Below are 21651 nucleotides of genomic sequence, written 5' to 3'. Positions count from 1 at the left end.
CTTTCCGCGATTATTTATTTTTTCGTTTTGTACTCTTCGATTTTGGTACGTTGTCGTAAAACTTGCGTTTCTTCTTCTTTTGACCCTGCCCGGTGCCAGTGCCAGTGCTGCCACCAGGTTCCGACTTATTGCGGTCGCGATTACGACCACCGCCACCTTCTTGCTGCTTGTTCCGGCGCGGCTTTTTCGTTTCACTACCCGTTTTGAAAACCTTCGGTGTCTCTGTCCGCTCTCTGCGGGTACCCTTCATGCCGACGATTTCAAAATCAATCGAACGCTCGTCTTTATTGACTTTTACGACACGAACGGTAATTTCATCCCCAATTCGGAACACTTTTCCTGTCCGTTCACCGATCATCGCATAATGACGCTCATCAAAACGGTAATAGTCGTCGGTCATATAGCTGACATGAACGAGACCTTCTATCGTATTTTGTAGCTCAACAAACATTCCAAAATTGGTTACCGAGCTAATAATGCCATCGTATTCGACACCAATTTTATCTTCCATGTATTCCGCTTTCTTCAACTCATCCGTTTCACGCTCGGCATCGACAGCACGACGCTCCATTTTTGAAGAATGATCGGCAATTTCAGGTAAGCGGGCATTCCACTTTTCCCTTGTCCTTTCATCAAGCTTTCCTTCAATTAAATAGGTGCGAATTAAGCGGTGGACAATAGTATCCGGATATCTACGAATCGGCGACGTGAAATGGGTGTAAAATTCCGTTGATAAGCCGAAATGTCCCAGGCTTTCTGGATTATATTTTGCCTGTTGCATCGAACGTAGCATAACGGTCGAAACAACCATTTCTTCCGGCTTTCCTTGAACTTCTTCAATAATTTCTTGAAGCGCTCGAGGGTGAACATCGTTGGCTGTCCCTTTTACGATGTAACCAAAGTTCGTGATAAACTCGAAAAATTTCCTGAGCTTATCTTCCTTCGGATCCTCGTGAATACGGTAAATAAACGGTACTTCCATCCAGTGGAAGTGCTCCGCTACCGTTTCATTGGCAGCTAACATAAACTCTTCAATTAGACGCTCAGCTACTGAACGCTCACGAAGGACGACGTCAGTCGGTTTTCCTTCTTCATCCACCAGCACCTTTGATTCTTTAAAATCAAAGTCGATGGCGCCTCGGTTCATCCGTTTATTTCGTAGGATGGCGGCCAACTCTTCCATCATTTCGAACATTGGGACAAGCGATTCGTATCTTGCCCTAGTTTCTTCATCCTGTTCCGCAAGAATCATATTCACATCATAGTAGGTCATACGCTCTGTTGTTTTAATGACACTTTGGAAAATCTCGTGTGAAACAACAGCGCCATCTGATGTAATTTCCATCTCACAGGATAAAACCAGTCGGTCTACTTTTGGATTTAATGAGCAAATTCCATTCGATAAACGGTGCGGGATCATCGGAATTACGCGGTCTACTAAATACACACTGGTTGCCCGGTCTTCCGCCTCTACATCGATTGGTGTACCTTCTTTAACATAATAGCTGACATCGGCAATGTGAACCCCGAGCTTATAGTTGCCATTTTCTAGCCTTGAAACGGTTACCGCATCATCAAGGTCCTTTGCATCGGCACCATCAATGGTAACAATGGTTTCGTTCCGTAAATCACGGCGGTTCTTTAATTCGCTTTCATCGATGGTGTCAGGCACCTCATTTGCTTGTTGCAGTACATCGTCAGGGAAAGCCATAGGAAGTCCGTGCTTATGTATGACAGACAGGATGTCCACGCCTGGGTCATTTTTATGACCGAGAATGGTTATAACTTCACCTTCAGCACTTTTTCTCCCTTCAGGATATGTAACAAGCTTGACGACTACCTTATGTCCCTCAACCGCTCCTTTAGAAGCTGACTTTGGAATAAAGATGTCGCTGGCGAACTTTTTATCATCAGGAATCACAAAGCCAAAGCTTTTGCTTTCAACATAAGTTCCTACTACCTGCTGAACGCCGCGTTCAATGATGCGGATGATACTTCCTTCCCGGCGCTGCCCAGATGTTTCCGAAGAAACGCGAGCGAGAACGATATCTCCATGCATTGCGGTATTTGTTTCATTTGGCGGAATAAAAATGTCATCCATTCCTGGTTCATCAGGGGTGACAAACGCAAATCCTTTCGCATGACCAATCAGTTTACCGCGAATTAAGTTCATTTTTTGCGGTAGGCCATACCGATTGCTGCGTGTGCGTACAACTAGACCCTTTTCTTCCATTTGAACAAGAGCCTTTACAAACTCTTTAAAGTCACTAGAATCCTGAATACCAAATGCTTCTTCAAGCTCTTGGACTGTTAATGGTTTGTAGGCCTCATCCCTCATATATTGCAAAAGCCGGTCAACATGCTTTTGGATGTAATCTTCCAAGCCAATCCCTCCTTTATGGGTGCTTTATTAATCATGCCAGTTAAGTTTTTCTAAAAAAGCATAGACATCTTCGTGTAACTTATCACGTTCTTTATCTAACGTTATTACATGTCCAGATTCTTCATACCATTTTATATCCTTTGTAACTGACTCGATTTCATTGTAAATAATGTTTGCACTGTCCGTATTAATCATGTGGTCGTGGCGTGCTTGAACGACGAAGGTTGGGGCATAAATCATGTCCACATTTTCGCGAACATCAGCAATCAATGCCTGAAGCTCCTTTAATGTCCTCATTGGAGTTTTCTTAAAGTCTTCCATTTCCATTTCGATTTGCTCGTCTGATTTTCCTTCACGCTTTTTAAATTCGCGAGCATACTCGAGGATTCCTTCGTACATAACCTCTTCACTTTTTATATACATTGGGGCACACATCGGTACAATACCCTTTATAGGTACAGTGTAACCCAATTTCAAGGAAAATACGCCGCCAAGAGACAGTCCGGCTACTGCAATTTCCTCATGCCCTTTATTTTTTAAAAATTCATAGCCAGCCATGACATCTTGCCACCAATCTTTTGGTCCAGAATGTACTAGTTCCTCAGGTGGCACCCCATGCCCCTTGTAGTGAGGTGCATGGCAGGTATAGCCTTTCTTTTCTAAAAAACGTCCCAGCATCCGGACGTCAGCCGAGTTTCCAGTGAAACCGTGGAGCAGCAGTACCGCTCGCTTTCCTCCTTCAAAGGTAAATGGTTTCGGTGAAGCAACTTTCATTTTAAAAAACTCCTTTTATTTCAATTCACTTAGTATAGTTTAAGCAATGACGTGGTGAACATTCCAGAAAAACGACTTTGTCTATTCAGATAAAACAAAAAACCTGGCTGGTTGGCCAGGTTTGAGTGTTTATATTAGATTTTAAAGTAAGTAACAGCAAGCGCAAGTATGAAGAATAATACTGATAATACAATCGTGATACGATGTAGAATCAAATCGATTCCACGTGCTTTTTGTTTGCCGAATAGGGATTCAGCACCACCAGAAATGGCACCAGATAATCCAGCGCTCTTACCAGATTGAAGTAAAACAACCGCAATAAGACCAATACTTACGATAACTAATAATGTTACGACCAATGCATGCATGTAAGCCACCTCCTGTTAGACGTACAGTTCACAGTATATTAAATTTACCATATTATTTCCCATTAGACAATACAATTCTGGGGACATTCCCCCACTGCGTTAAAGCGCCGGGGGACTGTCCCCTATCTTAGGATGGAGGAGGCCATTCTGACGTATGTATGCCGCTTTCCTCTTACTACAATCGAGTAGGATGTGATGTTTTCTGGGATCGCTATTCCCGCTGCTCCTGCATCACCGATATGATATAAATCGGCACCGGCCATTTTACTATTTAAGGCGATCTGTTTAACGGTTGCTTCATCTGAACCTTCTTGGCTTGTTCCTGTTGTCAAAATCGCAAGTGCTCCCTTTTCGTGGACACTATCGACTAGCTTGGCTGTTCTTTCAATCGTAAAGCCTGGCACCGTCCCTGGTGATGGAATGAGGATGATGTCTGCTCCTGCTTCGATAAAGGAATGTAAGGTTTCGGTTGACATCAAGCTGCCACCTACCTCACCAGCAACACCTGCACTATGCATTTTCCCAGCAATAATCAATCCGTCTTCGCCGAAAACGGTTCGGGCCACTTGAATAGCTTTTGTAATTTCTGCATTCGATACGCCTGTTTTAGGATTTCCTGTCAGACAGACAAAATCAAAGCCTAGTTCTTTTGCCTTTTGTAGTGATTTTTCAGTAGCCAATCTTCCTTCAGGTAATTCAATTAAAGCTTCAACCTGCTTCGCTGTAAGATCTACTGGCTCTAAATTTAGACCAATGGGACGGCCTACAAGCTTTTTCAGGGTGCGCACAATGGTGTCAGGCACCACTTCAGGTAATCCCTCCATTGTCGGATTAAACACATCAAAGAAGTTTAATAAGATGAGGTCTGCTCCAAATGCGGCGGCCATTTCTGCATTGGTCACGGCAGGATAATATGGGGTAATGCTTCCGATTACTTCCGCCACAATCGTTCTTCCCTCTGATGCGAGAATACTTTGCTTCAATTCTTTTCCTGTCATTTTTTCAAAATCAGCAGCTGTACAATCTAATAAACGTTTCAAATAATCAACTCCCAAAATTTTTTCCTATCTATATGAAAAATACCACAAATTGTATATTTGTGGTAGTAAGAAAAGCGTAAGCGCCTCGTTCAGCCCCGACAGGCAAATGTTCTTCGGCAAGAAAAGTCGCTCTTTGACTTTTATTGCCGAAGGTTATTTGACCCGAGGGGCTAGGCGCTGTAGCTGGACAATTCTCTAAGTCGAATTTTAAACATTACATTATGAAAAGACACCCCGGAATGCGGAGTGCCTTTGAATATAAAAATTACTTGCTTAAGTTATAGAAAGAATTAAGGCCGTTGTATTGGCTAGTTTCACCTAATTGATCTTCGATACGAAGTAATTGGTTGTATTTAGCTACACGGTCTGTACGTGATGGTGCACCAGTCTTGATTTGACCTGCATTTGTAGCAACTGCGATATCAGCAATTGTGTTATCTTCAGTTTCACCAGAACGGTGAGAGATAACAGCTGTGTAACCAGCACGCTTAGCCATTTCGATTGCATCAAATGTTTCAGTAAGAGTACCGATTTGGTTAACCTTGATAAGGATGGAGTTACCGATACCTTTTTCGATACCTTCAGAAAGCTTCTTAGTGTTAGTTACGAATAAGTCGTCACCAACTAATTGAACTTTTTTACCAAGACGCTCAGTTAAAAGCTTGTGACCTTCCCAGTCGTTTTCATCTAAACCGTCTTCGATAGAGATGATTGGGTATTTATTAGCAAGCTCTTCATACCAGTCAACCATTTCTGCAGATGTTTTCACAACACCTTCGCCAGAAAGATGATACTTACCGTCTTCTCTGTTGTAGAACTCAGAAGATGCAGCATCCATTGCTAACATAACTTCTTCGCCAGGCTTGTAGCCAGCTTTTTCGATCGCTTCAACGATTGTTTGAAGCGCTTCTTCGTTAGAACCTAGGTTTGGAGCAAATCCACCTTCGTCACCAACAGCTGTGTTAAGACCTTTTGCTTTAAGAACTGATTTTAATGTATGGAAGATTTCAGCGCCCATACGAAGTGCTTCTTTAAAGCTTGGAGCACCTACAGGCATGATCATGAATTCTTGAATATCAACGTTGTTATCAGCATGCTCTCCACCATTAACGATGTTCATCATTGGAACTGGAAGCTGCTTAGAGTTGAATCCGCCAAGGTATTGGTATAAAGGAATATCAAGGTAGTTTGCTGCAGCGTGAGCAACGGCCATAGACACACCAAGGATTGCGTTTGCACCTAACTTACCTTTGTTTTCTGTTCCATCAAGCTCGATTAATGCATGGTCAACCGATACTTGATCAAGTACGCTGAATTCTTCTCCTACAAGCATTGGAGCAATGATTTCGTTCACGTTGTCAACTGCTTTAAGAACACCTTTACCAAGGTAGCGAGACTTGTCACCGTCACGAAGTTCAACTGCTTCGTATTCACCAGTAGAAGCACCACTTGGAACTAGAGCGCGACCAAACGCACCTGATTCTGTGAATACTTCTACTTCGATTGTTGGGTTACCACGGGAGTCTAATACTTCACGAGCGTATACATCTGCAATAAATGGCATTTAATATCTCTCCTTATAAATGGTTTAATTAGTCCGATTGAAACGAACGGTATTATTTTATTAATGAAGTCCCAGTCATTTCGGCTGGTTTTTCAACCTTTAATAAATCTAACATAGTTGGAGCGAGATCTCCAAGGATTCCGCCGTCACGTAACTCTGCACCTTGCTTAGTTACAATAACAGGAACAGGATTTGTTGTGTGAGCAGTCATTGGCTCGCCTTCTAAAGTGATTACTTCGTCGGCATTCCCATGGTCTGCTGTAATAATTGCTGTACCACCTTTTTCAAGAATCAGGTCAACAATTTTTCCTAGGCACTCATCCACCGTTTCAATTGCTTTGATTGTCGGTTCAAGCATTCCAGAGTGTCCAACCATATCTGGGTTAGCGAAGTTCAAGAGGATCGCATCAAATTTATCATTTTGGATTTCATTGAGCAATGCATCTGTAACTTCATATGCACTCATTTCTGGCTTAAGGTCATAGGTTGCAACCTTTGGAGAGTTGATTAAGATCCGCTCTTCGCCAGGGAATTTCTCTTCGCGTCCGCCGCTCATAAAGAACGTCACGTGAGGATATTTTTCTGTTTCCGCAATTCGAAGCTGCTTTAAGTTATTTTGAGCCAAGACTTCACCTAACGTGTTGTCTAAGTTTGATGGTTTAAAGGCTACATACCCATCAACAGATTCACTGAAGTGTGTTAAGCAGACAAAGAACAAATCCTTTGGATGCTTTGGTCCGCGGTCAAAAGCACGGAAATCAGCGTTCGTAAATGTATTGGAAATCTGAATCGCACGGTCCGGACGGAAGTTATAGAAAATAACCGCATCATTGTCCTGAATCGTTGCAACTGGCTGTCCATCTTCCTTTGTAATCACGGACGGGATTACGAATTCATCAAAGATCCCATGTTCATAGGAATCCTTTACAACATCCATTGGGTTTGTGTAGGCTGGACCTTCTCCATACACCATAGAACGATAAGACTTTTCTACACGCTCCCAGCGCTTGTCACGGTCCATTGAATAGTACCGGCCTGAAATGGTTGCGAATTCGCCCACGCCATACTCCTTCATTTTATCCAAAGTTTGCTGAATATATTTTTCAGCTGTTTTTGGTCCCACATCACGGCCATCAAGGAAAGCATGGATATATACTTTTTCAACGCCTTCTTCTTTAGCTAGCTTCAATAAAGCAAACATATGTTGAATATGGCTATGAACACCACCATCTGATAGTAAGCCAAATAAGTGTAGAGCCGTGCCATTCTTTTTCACGTGTTCCATCGCACCTGTGAACGTTTCATTTTTTTCAAATTCACCTTCACGGATAGCAATGTTGACACGTGTTAAGCTTTGGTACACGATACGTCCTGCACCGATATTCAAGTGTCCTACTTCAGAGTTCCCCATTTGTCCTTCTGGTAGGCCGACTGCCTCCCCAGATGCCGTTAAATGAGAATGTGGATAGTTGCTCCAGAAGCGGTCAAAGTTAGGCTTTTTCGCGTGTGCAACCGCATTACCTTTTTGTTCTCCTCTGCATCCAAAACCATCAAGGATAATCAGAGCAACTGGAGATTTACTCATAACTTCCTGCCTCCAGTAACTGTAAAAATGATTGTGCTTCAAGGCTTGCTCCGCCTACTAATGCACCATCAATATCAGTCTGTGCCATATATTCTTTAATGTTTTCCGGTTTCACACTGCCGCCGTACTGAATTCTTACAGCGTCTGCGACATCTTGAGAGAATTGCTGTGACACCACTTGACGGATATGCGCGCAAACATCGTTGGCATCCTTAGAAGTTGAAGACTTACCAGTTCCGATCGCCCAAATTGGTTCGTATGCGATCACTGATTGCTTCACTTGCTCATCAGTTAAACCTGCTAATGCCTTCTTCACTTGGTCACCAACTAATTGGTTGGTTTCACCATTTTCACGCTGTTCTAGCGTTTCTCCACAGCAAATGATTGGAGTTAAGTTGTATTTAAACGCTGCTAGCGCTTTTTTGTTCACTGTTTCATCAGTTTCGTTGAACATTTCACGGCGTTCAGAGTGGCCGATGATGACATAGTTCACACCAAGATCTGCAAGTGCTTTTGGGCTAATTTCGCCTGTAAACGCTCCGTTTTCTTCAAAGTGCATGTTCTGAGCACCAATTTTCACATCGCTACCTTCTGTTACTTCTACAAGGTTTTGTAAAAATAAAGCAGGTGCACAAATAATAGAATCGATTCTATCTGCAGCAGGTACAAGACCTTTCACTTCTTCCGCAAAGCTTCTTGCTTCAGAAAGGGTTTTGTTCATCTTCCAGTTACCTGCAATGATTGGTTTACGCATTAAAAGCACATCCTTTCATAGTTGTATAAATGAGCAAGATTATTTATCGTTTAACGCAACGACGCCTGGCAATGCTTTGCCTTCCATAAACTCAAGGGAAGCGCCACCGCCTGTAGAAATGTGGCTCATTTTATCTGCTAAGTCGAACTTCTCAACTGCAGCTGCTGAATCTCCACCGCCAATTACTGAATATGTACCTTCTGCTTCGGCAAGTGCTTCTGCAACGGCCTTCGTACCGCCAGCAAATTTATCAATTTCAAATACACCCATCGGTCCATTCCAAATGACAAGTTTTGATTTCTTAATTACATCAGCGTAAATCTCTCTTGTTTTTGGTCCAATATCAAGAGCTTCCCAATCTGCAGGAATTTCTTCAATTGCTACCACTTTTGAATTAGCATCAGCAGAGAAATCATCAGCTACTAGCGCATCGACCGGCATATAGAAGTTAACACCTTTTTGTTTTGCTTTTTCCATGAATGATTTAGCTAGGTCAATCTTGTCTTCTTCAAGAAGAGACTTTCCAACTTCATGGCCTTGTGCCTTCACAAATGTATAAGCAAGTCCACCACCGATGATAAGGTTGTCGACTAATTCTAATAGATTTTCAATTACACCGATCTTGTCCTTAACCTTTGCCCCACCAATAATCGCTGTAAATGGACGCTCAGGATTAGAAAGTGCTTTACCAAGTACATCAAGTTCTTTTTCCATTAAGAAGCCTGAAACTGCTGGGAGGTTATGAGCAATTCCTTCTGTTGAAGCATGCGCACGGTGTGCCGCACCAAAGGCGTCGTTCACATAAACATCAGCAAGCTCCGCAAATGCTTTTGCCAACTCAGGGTCATTCTTTTCTTCACCAGGGTAGAAGCGTACGTTTTCTAGTAATAGAACATCGCCCTCTGCCATTGTGTCTATTAACGCTTTAACAGAATCGCCATAGGCTTCATCTGCTTTTTTCACGTCTTTACCAAGAAGTTCTGATAGTCTAAGACCGACTGGAGTTAAGCGCATTTCTTCGACCACTTTTCCCTTTGGTCGACCGAAATGGCTTGCCAAAATCACTTTTGCTCCCTGCTCGATTAAGTACTGGATCGTTGGCAATGCTGCACGAATACGTGTTTCGTCTGTAATTTTTCCATCCTGCATTGGGACGTTAAAATCTACTCGGCAAAAAACACGTTTACCTTTAACATCCACATCTTTTAATGTTTTTTTGTTCATGTAAAGGACCTCCTTTAGTGTGGGCGCATATTAAATGCTTTAAATTTCATAAAAAAAGGAGGGGGAATCCTCCCCGCTCCCCTTTGGAATACCATTTAACATTATAATTTGTTTATGACTGGAATGCCAATCATATCCAAGTTAAAAATTAAAGTCCTTTTGCTGCGATATAATCACAAAGGTCAACAACGCGGTTAGAGTAACCAACTTCGTTATCGTACCAAGATAATACTTTCACCATGTTTCCTTCAAGAACCATAGTTGATAATGCATCGATTGTAGATGAAGCAGTGCTTCCGTTGTAGTCAGTTGAAACTAATGGAAGATCACTGTAAGCTAAAATTCCTTTTAATGGGCCTTCTGCAGCTTCTTTTAATGAAGCATTAATTTCTTCAGCCGTTACTTCTTTATCTAATTCCATAACCAAGTCAACGATTGACACGTTTGGAGTTGGAACGCGCATTGCCATACCATTCAATTTACCCTTAAGTTCTGGTAATACAAGAGAAACGGCTTTTGCAGCACCAGTTGAAGTTGGGATCATGTTTTCAGCTGCTGCACGAGCACGACGGTAGTCCTTGTGTGGCAAGTCAAGGATTTGTTGGTCATTTGTATAAGAGTGAATAGTTGTCATCATACCGCGCTTGATTCCGAAAGTATCGTTTAATACTTTAGCAAATGGAGCTAAGCAGTTTGTAGTACAAGATGCGTTTGATAATACGTGGTGGTTATCTGCATCGTACTTGTCTTCGTTAACACCCATAACGATTGTGATATCTTCGTTAGATGCTGGTGCAGAGATGATAACTTTTTTAGCGCCTGCTTCAAGGTGCTTCGCTGCATCTTCACGCTTTGTGAAACGGCCAGTAGATTCAACTACTACATCAACACCAAGGTCTCCCCAACCAAGTTGTGCAGGGTCGCGCTCAGCGATAACTTTTACTTTGTGTCCGCCAACTACTAAGTATTCACCGTCAACAGTTACATCTTCTTGAAGAGTTCCGTGAACTGTATCATATTTTAAAAGATGCGCAAGCATGTTTGCATCAGTTAAGTCATTGATTGCAACGATTTCTACATTGCTATTGTTTAATGCCGCACGGAATACGTTACGACCAATACGTCCAAATCCATTAATACCAACTTTTACTGCCATGTTAATTTCCTCCTTTTATATGGGAAAAGATATATTTTTTAAAAGGAATTACCCTTTCAACAACCGTTTAGCCACACCTTCATCGGTAATAAGTATCGTCGAGGCTGGTGCTTGTTTAAAATACGCCTTAATGGCTTTTGCCTTTGAGGCCCCGCCTGCAACTGCAATCACATGTGGGATCTCTGCAAGGTCTTCCAGCTGAAGTCCAATCGTAAATACCTTGTGGACAATCTCGCCTTCTTCGTTAAAATAATAACCAAATGCTTCCCCGACTGCCTTCCCATCTTCAAGCTTTTTCTTAATATCCGGGTTGGTTTTCCGTCGTTCAGCCATTGTGATAGCATCCCCAATTCCATGAAGAACCATGCTTGCTGATTTAATCAAATGCAATACATCATGAATATCAGGTTCTTTAATGAGGGATTCATAAATTTCTGAACTGACCTGATCGGGAACATAGAATACACGATGTTTAGAATCGGTATTTTTTGCCATATTCGAGCAAATGGTGTTCGCCTGGTTATGGACATCTTCACCAACTCCGCCTCGAGCAGGGACAAATAGCAATTCCTTCTTAGAAAAATCAGGTGTTAATCTTTCTGCAACAGCAGCCATGGTTGAACCGCCAGTAACAGCGATGATATTTTTCCCGCTTAGAAGCTTTTTCATGCAAATCGCACTTGCTTTGCCAAGCTCTCCTTTGACCATCGGTGACTCATCACTATCGCCAGGGACGATAATGACCTTCTTGATGCCAAGCCGGTGCTTTAATTCCAATTCCATTACATCAATACCCTTTAACTCACGCATCAAACCTTCTAAGTCTTCTAGTAAATTTTTCCCTTCAGAAGTTAAACTCATTCCCACATTGTTTGTAAAAATAAGATTTTGCTCTTTCAGGAATTCAACTTCACCACGAAGGACTCGTTCGGTTAATTCTAAGCTAACGGCTAAACTTCTTCTACCTACTGGCTGCATAAAACCTATGTATCGTAGGATAGAATAACGTTTCTGCAGGACTTGAAGAAGATCGGGTACTAATTTTTTTTGGATATCGATAAATGACTGCATGATGTTCATGCTCCTTTTATTCTATGTAGTTGGTCGTTAAATGTCCACCATAGACATATTGTGTCCCACCTACTCTAAAAAAAATCACCCCTACTACGTTTTTCATTGTAACAGGAGTGAAAACCTATTTCAACTTATAAAATTGCCTTTTTTTCATGTAAACGATTTCTTATGTCAAATTTGTTAACGAAGCCATATCCTGCCTCTACTCCGTCAATGAGAACCACTGGAATCATCAGTCCATATCGTTCTGTTAATTCATCACTTGTTTCAATATCAATTTCTTCGAGGTGAAAATTCCATTCCTCTTTTAATTCAAGGAGAGTGTCCTTCGCTTTATCACATAATGGACAGCTTTTTCTTGTATATAGGGTAATCGTAGTTTGTGACATTAGTCGATTCCTTTCCATCTTGTCGTTCTAGCCTTATAAAAATACCAATGTTTAAAGCTGAAATCCACTATATTACTTAAACCTTTTTCTTTTTGAGGAAGATTGAATCCCTAATTGTTCGCGATACTTAGCAATGGTCCGTCTGGATACCACGATTCCATTGTTCTCCTTTAAAAGACCAACAATATCTTGGTCAGAAAGTGGCTTTTCTTTATTCTCTTGTTCTATTAAATTACTAATCTCATTCTTCACCTGTGTTGATGAAGTGCTTTCATCATCTGCAACAGTTTGTATGGTACTTGTAAAAAAGGATTTTAAGGAAAATGTCCCTAACGGAGTTTGGATATATTTTTCCCTTACTGCCCGACTAACGGTCGATTCATGAATATCAAGCTCGGTGGCAATTTCCTTCATGGTCATCGGTTCTAAATATTTCATCCCTTTAAGTAGGCATACGGTTTGTTTTTCAACGATTTTCGCGATGACTCTTGTTAGTGTCTCTCTTCGTTGTTCAATGGCCTTTAAAATCCACTGATAATCCTGAACCTTATCGTGGAGAAATTTGCTGACCTGCTGATCCTGATCTTTAAATTTTTTGAAATAAGATTCGTTAAAGCTAATCCTCGGAAGAGAGTCATCAAACATACGCACCTCAAGGCCATCTGTCGTTCGTTCCACAATGGCATCTGGAATAATATATGATGATGTTTCTTCTCTTAGAAAAGCCCCTGGTTTTGGATTAAGGAGCTGAACCTGATCGAATAGATCTTGAATCTCCTTTAGTGATACCTGAAGCTCCTTAGAAATTTGTCTCCATTTCTTTTCAGCGAAAGGGACAAAATGGTTTGTAATGATGGTTTGGGCCAGTTCGTTATTTGGATTTTGATAATATAGTTGCATCAACAGACACTCTTGCAGGTTTCTTGCACCAATTCCTGCCGGTTCCAATGTTTGAATGACTGCGAGACATTCTTCTACTAGTTCCTCATCTACAAGTAAGCTTTCTGCAATTTCATTTAGGTGACCCGTAAAGTAACCGTTTTCATCTAAATGTAGAATGAGATGTCGTATCACTTTTAGTTGATCTGTTGAAAGGTTGGTTATTTTTAATTGAGAGAGTAAGTGTTCTTCAAGAGAAAATGGTTTTTCGGCAATTTGCTCAATCCAATTCTTTTCCTCTTTTTGATGTTTCCGTCGATTGCGATCAATCAGGGGATTCATTGGCTTGACCGTGCTACTTTCGAGTTGCATCAAGGGGTTTTCAAGTACTTTATCTTCTAAAAAGGCAGTAAGCTCCTGAGCCGAATACTGTAGTAAGGCAATTGCCTGAGATAATTCCTGTGTCATTGCCAATTTTAACGTTTGCTGCTGCCATAAACCCGCTTTCAAGTTCATTCCGATCCCCCCATGGTACCTATTTTACACGATAGAGGGATATTGGTGTATTGGAAATATTAGAAAGAGGGGTATGTTTGGTGGTTTTGTGCCGAATTGGGTGGGTTTTGTGCAGATTTCGGGGTGTTTTGTGCAATTTTCAATGGGTTTTGTGCCGTTTTTAATGTGTTTTGTGTTATTAGCCATATATTGGAATGAATTCACAAAAAAATACCTCTGCTCTTTAATAAAGAACAGAGGTATTTGATGACGCCCTCGGCAGGAATCGAACCCACATCTCAAGAACCGGAATCTTACGTGCTATCCGTTGCACCACGAGGGCATAAATATTAACGACTTACATATTATATGCCATTACAATGCAATTTGCAAGTAGGGATTGGGTTTAAAAATATGTGAAGTGGGTATGATGAATTAGGGAAAGCTGTCGAACAAATTTAAGTCAAACCGTTTGACCTTTATTGACCATCCAGTGTATGATAACAATACATAATATTTTTACCTTTCTATTCAAAAGGAGGAAGAAACATGAATTTAATCCCTACAGTAATTGAACAAACAAACCGTGGCGAAAGAGCATATGACATTTACTCCCGCCTACTAAAAGACCGGATTATTATGCTTGGAAGCGCGATCGATGATCATGTAGCTAACAGCATTGTTGCCCAATTATTATTCCTTGAAGCTGAAAATCCTGAAAAGGATATTACTCTTTATATCAACAGCCCAGGCGGAAGCATCACATCCGGAATGGCTATTTATGACACCATGCAATATATTAAAGCAGATGTTTCAACAGTATGTATCGGTATGGCTGCCTCTATGGGTGCATTCCTTCTTGCTGCAGGTGCAAAGGGTAAGCGTTTTGCCCTTCCAAATGCTGAAGTTATGATTCACCAGCCACTTGGCGGTGCTCAAGGTCAGGCAACTGAAATTGAAATCGCAGCTAAGCGAATTCTTTTCCTTCGTGAAAAATTAAATGGCATTTTAGCAGAGCGCACTGGTCAACCTCTTGAAGTGATTCAAAAAGATACAGACCGCGATAACTTCATGACTGCTGAAAGAGCAAAAGAATACGGTCTAATCGACAGCATCATTTCTCGTAAGCCTACTGATTCTGCAGAAAAGAAATAATTACTCAAGCAATCGGCGAACGCCGGTTGCTTTTTTATTTGTAATAAAAAAGGGTTCAGACTCCTATTCGAGAGTCGAACCCTTTTTAATTTATTGTTCTTTTTGAATAAAATCAGTTAAAGAGTGGATCGCATTTTCTTCATCGTCGCCATCTGCAATAATATTAATCACGACGCCTGAGCCAACAGCAAGGCTCATTAATCCCATAATACTCTTGGCGTTAACTTTCTTACCATCTTTCTCTAGAAAAATATCTGCTGAGAAACGGTTTGCTTCTTGCACAAAAAGTGCAGCTGGTCGTGCTTGAAGACCAGTCTTCAATTTAACTTCTACTTCTTTTGCCAACATCGCGCATTTCCTCCTCGTGTCCATTCTCTATATTCATAAAACAATTTCAACCAGTTACTAATCCCTTGAAGCGATTTCTCCCATCCGTAGCTTTTCGGCAATTTCATCAATCTTTCTTAGGCGATGATTAATGCCTGATTTACTGATGGTCCCACCAGACACCATTTCTCCCAATTCCTTCAAAGTTACATCCGTATATTGCATACGGAGCTCCGCAATTTCCCTTAGTTTATCGGGTAGAATTTGAAGACCGACTGTTTGATTAATGAAGCGGATATTCTCCACCTGCCTGATAGAGGCACCAATCGTTTTATTCAGATTGGCAGTTTCACAGTTAACAAGGCGATTGACCGAATTCCGCATATCTCTTACGATTCTTACATCTTCAAAGCGCAGCAAGGCATTATGAGCACCAATAATATTTAAAAACTCGGTAATTTTCTCCGCCTCTTTTAAATACGTAATATAGCCTTTTTTACGCTCAAGCGTTTTGCTGTTAAGACCAAATATATTCATCAATTCACATAAAGAGTCGTTGTGCTCTTTATAAAGTGAAAAAATTTCCAAATGATAAGAAGATGTTTCTGGGTTATTGACCGACCCACCTGCCAGAAATGCGCCGCGTAAATAAGAACGCTTACAGCACTTCTTCTTTATGAGGTCCGGCGAAATATCATGAATAATGGTAAATCCTTCCCCGAGTATTTTGGTATCTTCGAGAATTTCCCTCGCCTGTTCTGACAGGCGCACAATATACACATTGTTCTTTTTTAGCCTCATTTTCTTTCGAACAAGCAGCTCCACCTGTATTTGGTAGCTCTTTTTTAATAAGGTATAAATCCTTCTAGCAATTGCAGCATTTTCGGTTTGAATATCAACAACTAACTTCCTATTTGAAAAGGAAAGGGAACCGTTCATGCGGATCAATGCTGATAGCTCAGATTGAATGCAGCATGTTTTCACTTCCAGGTTAGTTAATTCTTTTTTCGTCTCCGAAGCGAAAGACATCCCCTCACCCCCTAAAACCTAATAATGATCTTGTTTCTTAACTTTTAACCTACAAGTATTTACGCTTCATAACGCTTTTTGGTTTCATCTAATAACAAATTATATAAAATTTTTGCTACCTTTTTTGGATCATGTCTTAACGCACCATTCTCTTGGTAGGCAATATCTGCATGCACCACTTCAAGACCCAGCTCATAAAGCCTAGGCAAATCATATTCCACAGGGTTCGCCAATTCTTCATTGTAACGAAGCTGAATATCCTTTGGCACTTCTTCATTGTTAACTAAAATGGTATTCATAAACGCACAGCTCATATGATCATAAATTGCCTTTACATGATCGCTCGCTGTATAACCGTGTGTTTCCCCTGCCTGTGTCATTAGATTACAGATATACACTTTTTTTGCACGGGAACGACATACTTCATCCCCTAAACGTGGAACCAACAAGTTAGGCAGAATACTGGTATACAGGCTTCCAGGACCAATAATAATTAAGTCCGCCTGACGAATGGCTTGAATCGTTTCAGGTAATGGGCGGATATTTTTTTTAGATGTTAAAAAGACTCTCTTAATTTTCTTGCCGGAATAAGGAATTTTCGATTCGCCCGAAACAATCGCCCCGTCCTCCATCTCCGCATGCAAAACCACGCTTTGGTTGGCGGCAGGCAGCACCTTCCCACGTACATTTAGAATCTTACTCATCTCTTGAATGGCGTGAACAAAATTTCCGGTAATCGAAGTCATCGCAGCTAAGATTAAATTTCCTAATGAATGGCCGGAAAGTTCATTTGACGTTTTAAACCGATGTTGAAACATTTCCTCCACAAGAGGTTCTACATCAGATAATGATGCCAGCACATTGCGAATATCTCCTGGAGGAGGGATATGGAGGTCATCGCGCAAGCGTCCTGAGCTGCCTCCGTCATCCGCGACTGTCACTATGGCGGTAATGTCCACAGGATACTGTTTTAACCCTCGCAGCAAAACTGGTAATCCTGTTCCTCCGCCAATAACGACAATTCGAGGCTGTCCGTAATTACTCATGTTGTTTTATCCTTTCTCCTCTCAATGTCACGGTGGGAAACTATCGTCTTATAATCATTTTTGAAAAATTCACCAATATATTCAGCTAGCGCAACCGAACGATGCTGCCCACCTGTACAGCCGATGGCAATCACCAGTTGTGCTTTACCCTCCCTTTTATAATGCGGAAGCATGAAGGTGAGTAAGTCAGTGACTTTTTCTAAGAATTTATGCGTTTCGTTCCATTTTAAAACATAGCTAGAAACCTCATCGTCCAGCCCTGTTTTTGGCCTCATATGCTCGATATAGTGTGGATTCGGTAAGAAGCGCACATCAAAAACAAGATCAGCATCAATTGGAATCCCATGTTTAAATCCAAACGACATGACATTGACAGTAAAGATTAGTTGTCTATTAGCCGTAAATTCGGTTAATATTTTTTCGCGTAACTCACGCGGTTTCATCTGAGAAGTGTTATAAATCAACTGTGCCCGGCCTTTTAATTCCTCCAAAAGCTCTCGTTCAAGCGTGATACCTTCTAGAGGCAAACCTGTTTGAGCAAGCGGATGTGACCGTCTTGTTTCCTTATATCTGCGTACTAGTGTAGAATCATCCGCATCTAAAAATAGAATCTGCGGCGTTACCCAAGAGGTTTCAGTTAACTCATCGAGTGCTTTAAAGAGATGATCGAAGAATTCTCTCCCTCTTAAGTCCATTACAAGGGCAACTTTATTCATTTTATTCCCTGATTCCTTCATAAGTTCAAGAAATTTAGGAAGTAACGTAGGAGGCAGATTGTCGACACAGAAGAACCCTAAATCTTCAAAGCTTTGAATGGCTACAGTTTTTCCAGCCCCAGACATTCCTGTAATAATGACCATTTGAGTTTCAATTGTCGAACCAGTACTCATTTCCCATTCCCCCCAAAAACTATATATTCTTATTCCTCCAAACGCCATCTTGATTTCGCACATGGCTTGTCAATAATGCGTTTACATTTAACTCGGGTCTAATCGGTAACCTATTAGCTCAAATTCCTTGGTATAAGTAAATGTACCGTAGATGATTCCTTTTCCATGAACCATGTAATCAATAATATGATAGTCACCCTCGGCCATCGGCAGACTTTTCACCTGATCAATTGGTTGCCACGCGAGCTTACCTTCAGGCGATTCCTCTAAATCCACCCCATCCGATTCCGTGGCGCAAAAAGTGAACATCATCCATTCTGAAAGGAGCTGTTCTCCTTCTTTCATGATCATAGTAAAAATACCTTTAAGCTGTGGATTTTTGAGATAGATTCCCGTTTCTTCACGGTATTCTCTTATGCAAGAATCACGAACCGATTCACCAGGTTCCATTTTTCCTCCTGGAGCCACCCACCAGCCGCGGCTTGGTTTTTGCAGCAACAAAATTTTATCCTCTTTTATTAATACACAATTGGTGACCCGCTGCATGTTTCCACCCTCTTTATTTAAGCACAAAGGCTTGTGTAAGTATGCCAAATATCCTAATATAACATTTAATTTATTCTTTTCATTATACTATTTTTAAGATACAGTCACAATGAATACAAATTTGATATTTCTGTTAATTATTTCTGTTAGCAAACTTGGGAAACTAGTTTTGAGGAGACTTGATTTTTTAGCCACAAAAAAAAATTGCACAAGCTGCTGGGCTTGTGCAGGAAGGTATATATTTTTAAAGGGGGTCAATTATTGTTATCATACCCTAACTATATTTCACTACTGTTACAGAAGAGTTAAAACAGGATTACGTTTCTGTGAATGTTATGTTAACACCACTCACAATAGTGCTAACCACCTATTTTCTTACCTTCATCTCTTCCTTCAGTTCTTCTACAAAATGTTGAGCGCTCTGTGCCGCAATACTACCGTCACCTGTCGCAGTAACAATTTGGCGTAAGGTTTTTTCACGAATATCCCCCGCTGCAAACACACCAGGTACTTTTGTTTCCATGCGGTCGTTCGTTTCGATATAGCCGTTTTGATTCGTAATGCCCAGGCTCTCGAATGGTTTTGAAAGTGGAACCATTCCAACGTAGATAAACACACCATCTGCTGACAATTCTTGTTCTTCTCCAGTTTCAGTTGAAACAAGCGTCACGCTACCAACCTTGCCGTCTTTTCCATTGATTGTTTTAACCGTGTGATTCCAGATAAAACCGACCTTCTCATTTGCAAACGCACGATCTTGAAGAATCTTTTGTGCACGAAGCTGATCACGTCGATGAACAATGGTCACTTTAGAAGCGAAACGAGTTAAATAGACGCCTTCCTCAACGGCAGAGTCTCCTCCACCAATAACAAATAATTCTTTTCCTTTGAAAAAGGCACCATCACAAACAGCACAATAAGATACGCCACGGCCGCCAAGTTCTTTTTCACCAGGTACTCCAAGCTTTTTATATTCGGCACCTGTTGAAATGATAACGGAGTGCGCTTTGTATTGTTTTGCACCAGCGGTTACTAGTTTGTAATCGCCGTGGTCAACGATTTCCTTAATATCGCCGTAGGCATATTCTGCACCAAATTTTTTCGCGTGCTCGAACATTTTTGTGGATAAATCTGGCCCTAGAATACTCTCAAAACCCGGATAGTTTTCCACATCCTCTGTGTTGGCCATTTGTCCGCCCGGCATCCCACGCTCAATCATAAGTGTGGAAAGGTTGGCGCGTGATGTATAAACAGCAGCGGTCATCCCAGCAGGACCAGCCCCCGCAATAATAACGTCATAAATTTTTTCCTCAGACATGGTAATGTCACTCCTTAAATAAAAAAACGATTAAGTATATATTTCCCTACTTAATCGTAATAAACAATCGGTTTATAGTCCATTTATCTGCTTAATTTAGAAAATCGTTTACAAGTTTGACATATTTACCAATTGTTGCAGATGAAAGTCCGTAACGGTTGGCTACTTCTTGCTGCGAAACTTTTTCACTTCGCAACTTGTACCATACATATTCCACTGCCCCAGCCCAGGCACGTTTATTTTTCAAGCTGACGTTGGCTTTAGAAAGTTCAACGAAAACAGAAAACCACATCAAATATAAGCCTGACTCCATCATTCCAATCGGCTGATGATTTTCATAAAAAATCTCCGCAATTTCCTGTGCATCTGCTGTTGTCGATTGTTTTCCCGAACGAATTAATGAAATATATTCCTTCTCTAACGTGGTAAGCTTTTGATTTTGAAAAAGCCGCTTAGAAGTAATAATTTCTTCTTTTTTACTGGATACTGTTGTGAGAAACAGAGCAAATAATCGCTCTTCTACATAGTCGCTTTCAAGCTTTTGAAAAATAGAGCCTGACAGGTCTTCAAAACCATTCGCGACTTCTTTTTCTCCCCATGGCTCAGAACCTTCCTTGTCAGGGTTCAATTCAAGCACCTTTTTCCAAGTGCTTTTTGCAAAGTTTTGATTGCCAGTATAATACGCTGAATAGGAAAGCCAATAATAAAACGGACCGTCCCCATCATAGCCATGCTTATATAGCTTCTTTAACCACAAATAAGCCTGTTCATATTCGCCCACTAAGGCGAAGGTAGTACCCAGTTTAAATTGATGTTCGCTTAACATAGGTTGAATTTTTTTCAGGGATTCAAGCAAATTGGCAGCATTTTTCAGTTTTCCTTGGTAATGAGCAAAGACCAAACGGTTACAAAGGGCATGTAAATTCCCTGGATTCCGCTCGAGCACATCATCTAAAATGCTTTCTGCCTTTTCCGCTTTTCCTAAGTAAAAATAGGCAAGCGCTAAGTTGTTGTATGCTGACCAGTATTCTGGGTATTCCTTGACGACATCCTTTAACAGCTCAATCGCTTTTGGAAAGTATCCCGACTCTAACAGGTCACGAGCCTGTTCTTGTTTGACAATTAAATCATCCTGCTCATACCAATCGCCCTCTAGGCCATCTGATTCAAAGGTTAGGAGCTCTAATAAATCTTCCGTGTCATCAGAAAAATCACCCTCTGGCTCTAGTTGTAGGTAGAGCTGCGCGTGATGATACGCATCTTTAAAAAATCCCAGGTGGGCATAATTATTTGCTAAAAAGTAGTGGCATTCCGCCATTTCCGGATCAAGTTCTTCAAGGATGATATGCAAGAGTCGGTTGGAATTTTCAAACTCGCCAAGTTCTGTTGACACGATCGCCAACTGGCATGTAATCATCGGTTCACCCGGCTCAAGCTGAATCGCTCGCCCAAGATATTTTTTTGCTTTTATGAAATCACGTCGATGGTATGCCTTCAAACCCTTCGTGAAATAATATTCCCCCGTAGGAACAAATGAAAGTATTTTTCCCGTTTGCATTCTTGCTTTCGCTTTTTTTCCCATGAAGTCCTCCACATTCGTCAATATAACTTAGGTAGTATAACACATTAAAGGGTTGTTCGAGAAGGGGATTATA

20 protein-coding genes and 1 tRNA gene are annotated in these 21651 nt (G+C 41.1%); 1 reads left to right on the top strand and 20 read right to left on the bottom strand.

Annotated elements, in window-relative coordinates; all coding sequences use genetic code 11:
* Positions 1-10: 10 nt before the first annotated feature.
* The 13 genes from rnr to RCG25_RS04800 form a co-directional block, all read right to left on the bottom strand.
* Complete coding sequence (gene rnr, locus RCG25_RS04860; protein ID WP_374121060.1) at positions 11-2338, bottom strand: ribonuclease R; 2328 nt, start codon at positions 2336-2338, stop codon at positions 11-13.
* 72 nt (positions 2339-2410) lie between these two features.
* Complete coding sequence (locus RCG25_RS04855) at positions 2411-3157, bottom strand: alpha/beta hydrolase (protein ID WP_308082559.1); 747 nt, start codon at positions 3155-3157, stop codon at positions 2411-2413.
* Positions 3158-3291: 134 nt separating this feature from the next.
* Positions 3292-3525, bottom strand: coding sequence for a preprotein translocase subunit SecG (gene secG, locus RCG25_RS04850; protein WP_307285392.1), 234 nt, complete (start codon positions 3523-3525; stop codon positions 3292-3294).
* A 122-nt stretch (positions 3526-3647) separates the two neighbouring features.
* Positions 3648-4565: a DUF7916 family protein gene (locus RCG25_RS04845; RefSeq protein WP_308082558.1), complete on the bottom strand. Its 918-nt coding sequence runs from the start codon at positions 4563-4565 to the stop codon at positions 3648-3650.
* Positions 4566-4830: 265 nt separating this feature from the next.
* Positions 4831-6129 carry a phosphopyruvate hydratase gene (gene eno / locus RCG25_RS04840; RefSeq protein WP_308082557.1) on the bottom strand — a complete coding sequence of 433 codons (1299 nt, stop codon included), beginning with the start codon at positions 6127-6129 and terminating at the stop codon, positions 4831-4833.
* A 52-nt stretch (positions 6130-6181) separates the two neighbouring features.
* The gene (gpmI, locus tag RCG25_RS04835) at positions 6182-7714 is read right to left on the bottom strand and encodes a 2,3-bisphosphoglycerate-independent phosphoglycerate mutase (RefSeq protein ID WP_308082556.1); all 1533 of its coding nucleotides are present in this window, start codon (positions 7712-7714) and stop codon (positions 6182-6184) included.
* Positions 7707-8468: a triose-phosphate isomerase gene (gene tpiA / locus RCG25_RS04830; protein ID WP_308082555.1), complete on the bottom strand. Its 762-nt coding sequence runs from the start codon at positions 8466-8468 to the stop codon at positions 7707-7709. Before tpiA ends, gpmI begins: the two co-directional genes overlap by 8 nt.
* 39 nt (positions 8469-8507) lie before the next feature.
* Positions 8508-9692 carry a phosphoglycerate kinase gene (gene pgk, locus RCG25_RS04825; RefSeq protein ID WP_308082554.1) on the bottom strand — a complete coding sequence of 395 codons (1185 nt, stop codon included), beginning with the start codon at positions 9690-9692 and terminating at the stop codon, positions 8508-8510.
* Positions 9693-9840: 148 nt separating this feature from the next.
* Positions 9841-10848 carry a type I glyceraldehyde-3-phosphate dehydrogenase gene (gene gap, locus RCG25_RS04820; protein WP_308082553.1) on the bottom strand — a complete coding sequence of 336 codons (1008 nt, stop codon included), beginning with the start codon at positions 10846-10848 and terminating at the stop codon, positions 9841-9843.
* A gap of 48 nt (positions 10849-10896) precedes the next feature.
* Positions 10897-11919: a sugar-binding transcriptional regulator gene (locus RCG25_RS04815; RefSeq protein ID WP_308082552.1), complete on the bottom strand. Its 1023-nt coding sequence runs from the start codon at positions 11917-11919 to the stop codon at positions 10897-10899.
* Positions 11920-12053: 134 nt separating this feature from the next.
* Positions 12054-12311 carry a glutaredoxin family protein gene (locus RCG25_RS04810; RefSeq protein ID WP_308082551.1) on the bottom strand — a complete coding sequence of 86 codons (258 nt, stop codon included), beginning with the start codon at positions 12309-12311 and terminating at the stop codon, positions 12054-12056.
* 72 nt (positions 12312-12383) lie between these two features.
* Complete coding sequence (gene rpoN / locus RCG25_RS04805; protein WP_308082550.1) at positions 12384-13706, bottom strand: RNA polymerase factor sigma-54; 1323 nt, start codon at positions 13704-13706, stop codon at positions 12384-12386.
* A gap of 250 nt (positions 13707-13956) precedes the next feature.
* Positions 13957-14028 (bottom strand) — tRNA-Arg (locus tag RCG25_RS04800).
* 206 nt (positions 14029-14234) lie between these two features.
* Between RCG25_RS04800 and clpP the strand changes: the two genes are divergently transcribed.
* Positions 14235-14840: an ATP-dependent Clp endopeptidase proteolytic subunit ClpP gene (gene clpP, locus RCG25_RS04795; protein ID WP_308082549.1), complete on the top strand. Its 606-nt coding sequence runs from the start codon at positions 14235-14237 to the stop codon at positions 14838-14840.
* A gap of 90 nt (positions 14841-14930) precedes the next feature.
* Here the strand turns inward: clpP and RCG25_RS04790 are convergent, their stop codons facing one another.
* The 7 genes from RCG25_RS04790 to RCG25_RS04760 form a co-directional block, all read right to left on the bottom strand.
* Positions 14931-15188 carry an HPr family phosphocarrier protein gene (locus tag RCG25_RS04790; RefSeq protein WP_308082548.1) on the bottom strand — a complete coding sequence of 86 codons (258 nt, stop codon included), beginning with the start codon at positions 15186-15188 and terminating at the stop codon, positions 14931-14933.
* 57 nt (positions 15189-15245) lie between these two features.
* Positions 15246-16196: a DNA-binding protein WhiA gene (gene whiA, locus RCG25_RS04785; protein ID WP_308082547.1), complete on the bottom strand. Its 951-nt coding sequence runs from the start codon at positions 16194-16196 to the stop codon at positions 15246-15248.
* Between the two features lie 59 nt (positions 16197-16255).
* Positions 16256-17242 (bottom strand): gluconeogenesis factor YvcK family protein, encoded by a 987-nt coding sequence (locus RCG25_RS04780; protein ID WP_308082546.1) that lies wholly within the window; start codon positions 17240-17242, stop codon positions 16256-16258.
* Positions 17239-18132, bottom strand: a complete 894-nt coding sequence (gene rapZ, locus RCG25_RS04775) for an RNase adapter RapZ (RefSeq protein ID WP_308082545.1) — start codon at positions 18130-18132, stop codon at positions 17239-17241. Before rapZ ends, RCG25_RS04780 begins: the two co-directional genes overlap by 4 nt.
* Positions 18133-18219: 87 nt before the next feature.
* The gene (locus RCG25_RS04770) at positions 18220-18678 is read right to left on the bottom strand and encodes an NUDIX hydrolase (RefSeq protein ID WP_308082544.1); all 459 of its coding nucleotides are present in this window, start codon (positions 18676-18678) and stop codon (positions 18220-18222) included.
* 367 nt (positions 18679-19045) lie between these two features.
* Entirely contained in the window at positions 19046-19996 is a 951-nt protein-coding gene (trxB, locus tag RCG25_RS04765) for a thioredoxin-disulfide reductase (protein ID WP_308082543.1), read from the bottom strand.
* A 91-nt stretch (positions 19997-20087) separates the two neighbouring features.
* The gene (locus RCG25_RS04760) at positions 20088-21578 is read right to left on the bottom strand and encodes a tetratricopeptide repeat protein (RefSeq protein WP_308082542.1); all 1491 of its coding nucleotides are present in this window, start codon (positions 21576-21578) and stop codon (positions 20088-20090) included.
* Between the last annotated feature and the right edge of the window lie 73 nt (positions 21579-21651).

Origin of the sequence: Neobacillus sp. PS2-9 (genome assembly GCF_030915525.1) — a bacterium.
Lineage (GTDB): Bacteria > Bacillota > Bacilli > Bacillales > Cytobacillaceae > Neobacillus.
The sequence above is the reverse complement of the archived record's forward strand: the minus strand, read 5'-3'. Positions and strand labels throughout refer to the sequence as shown.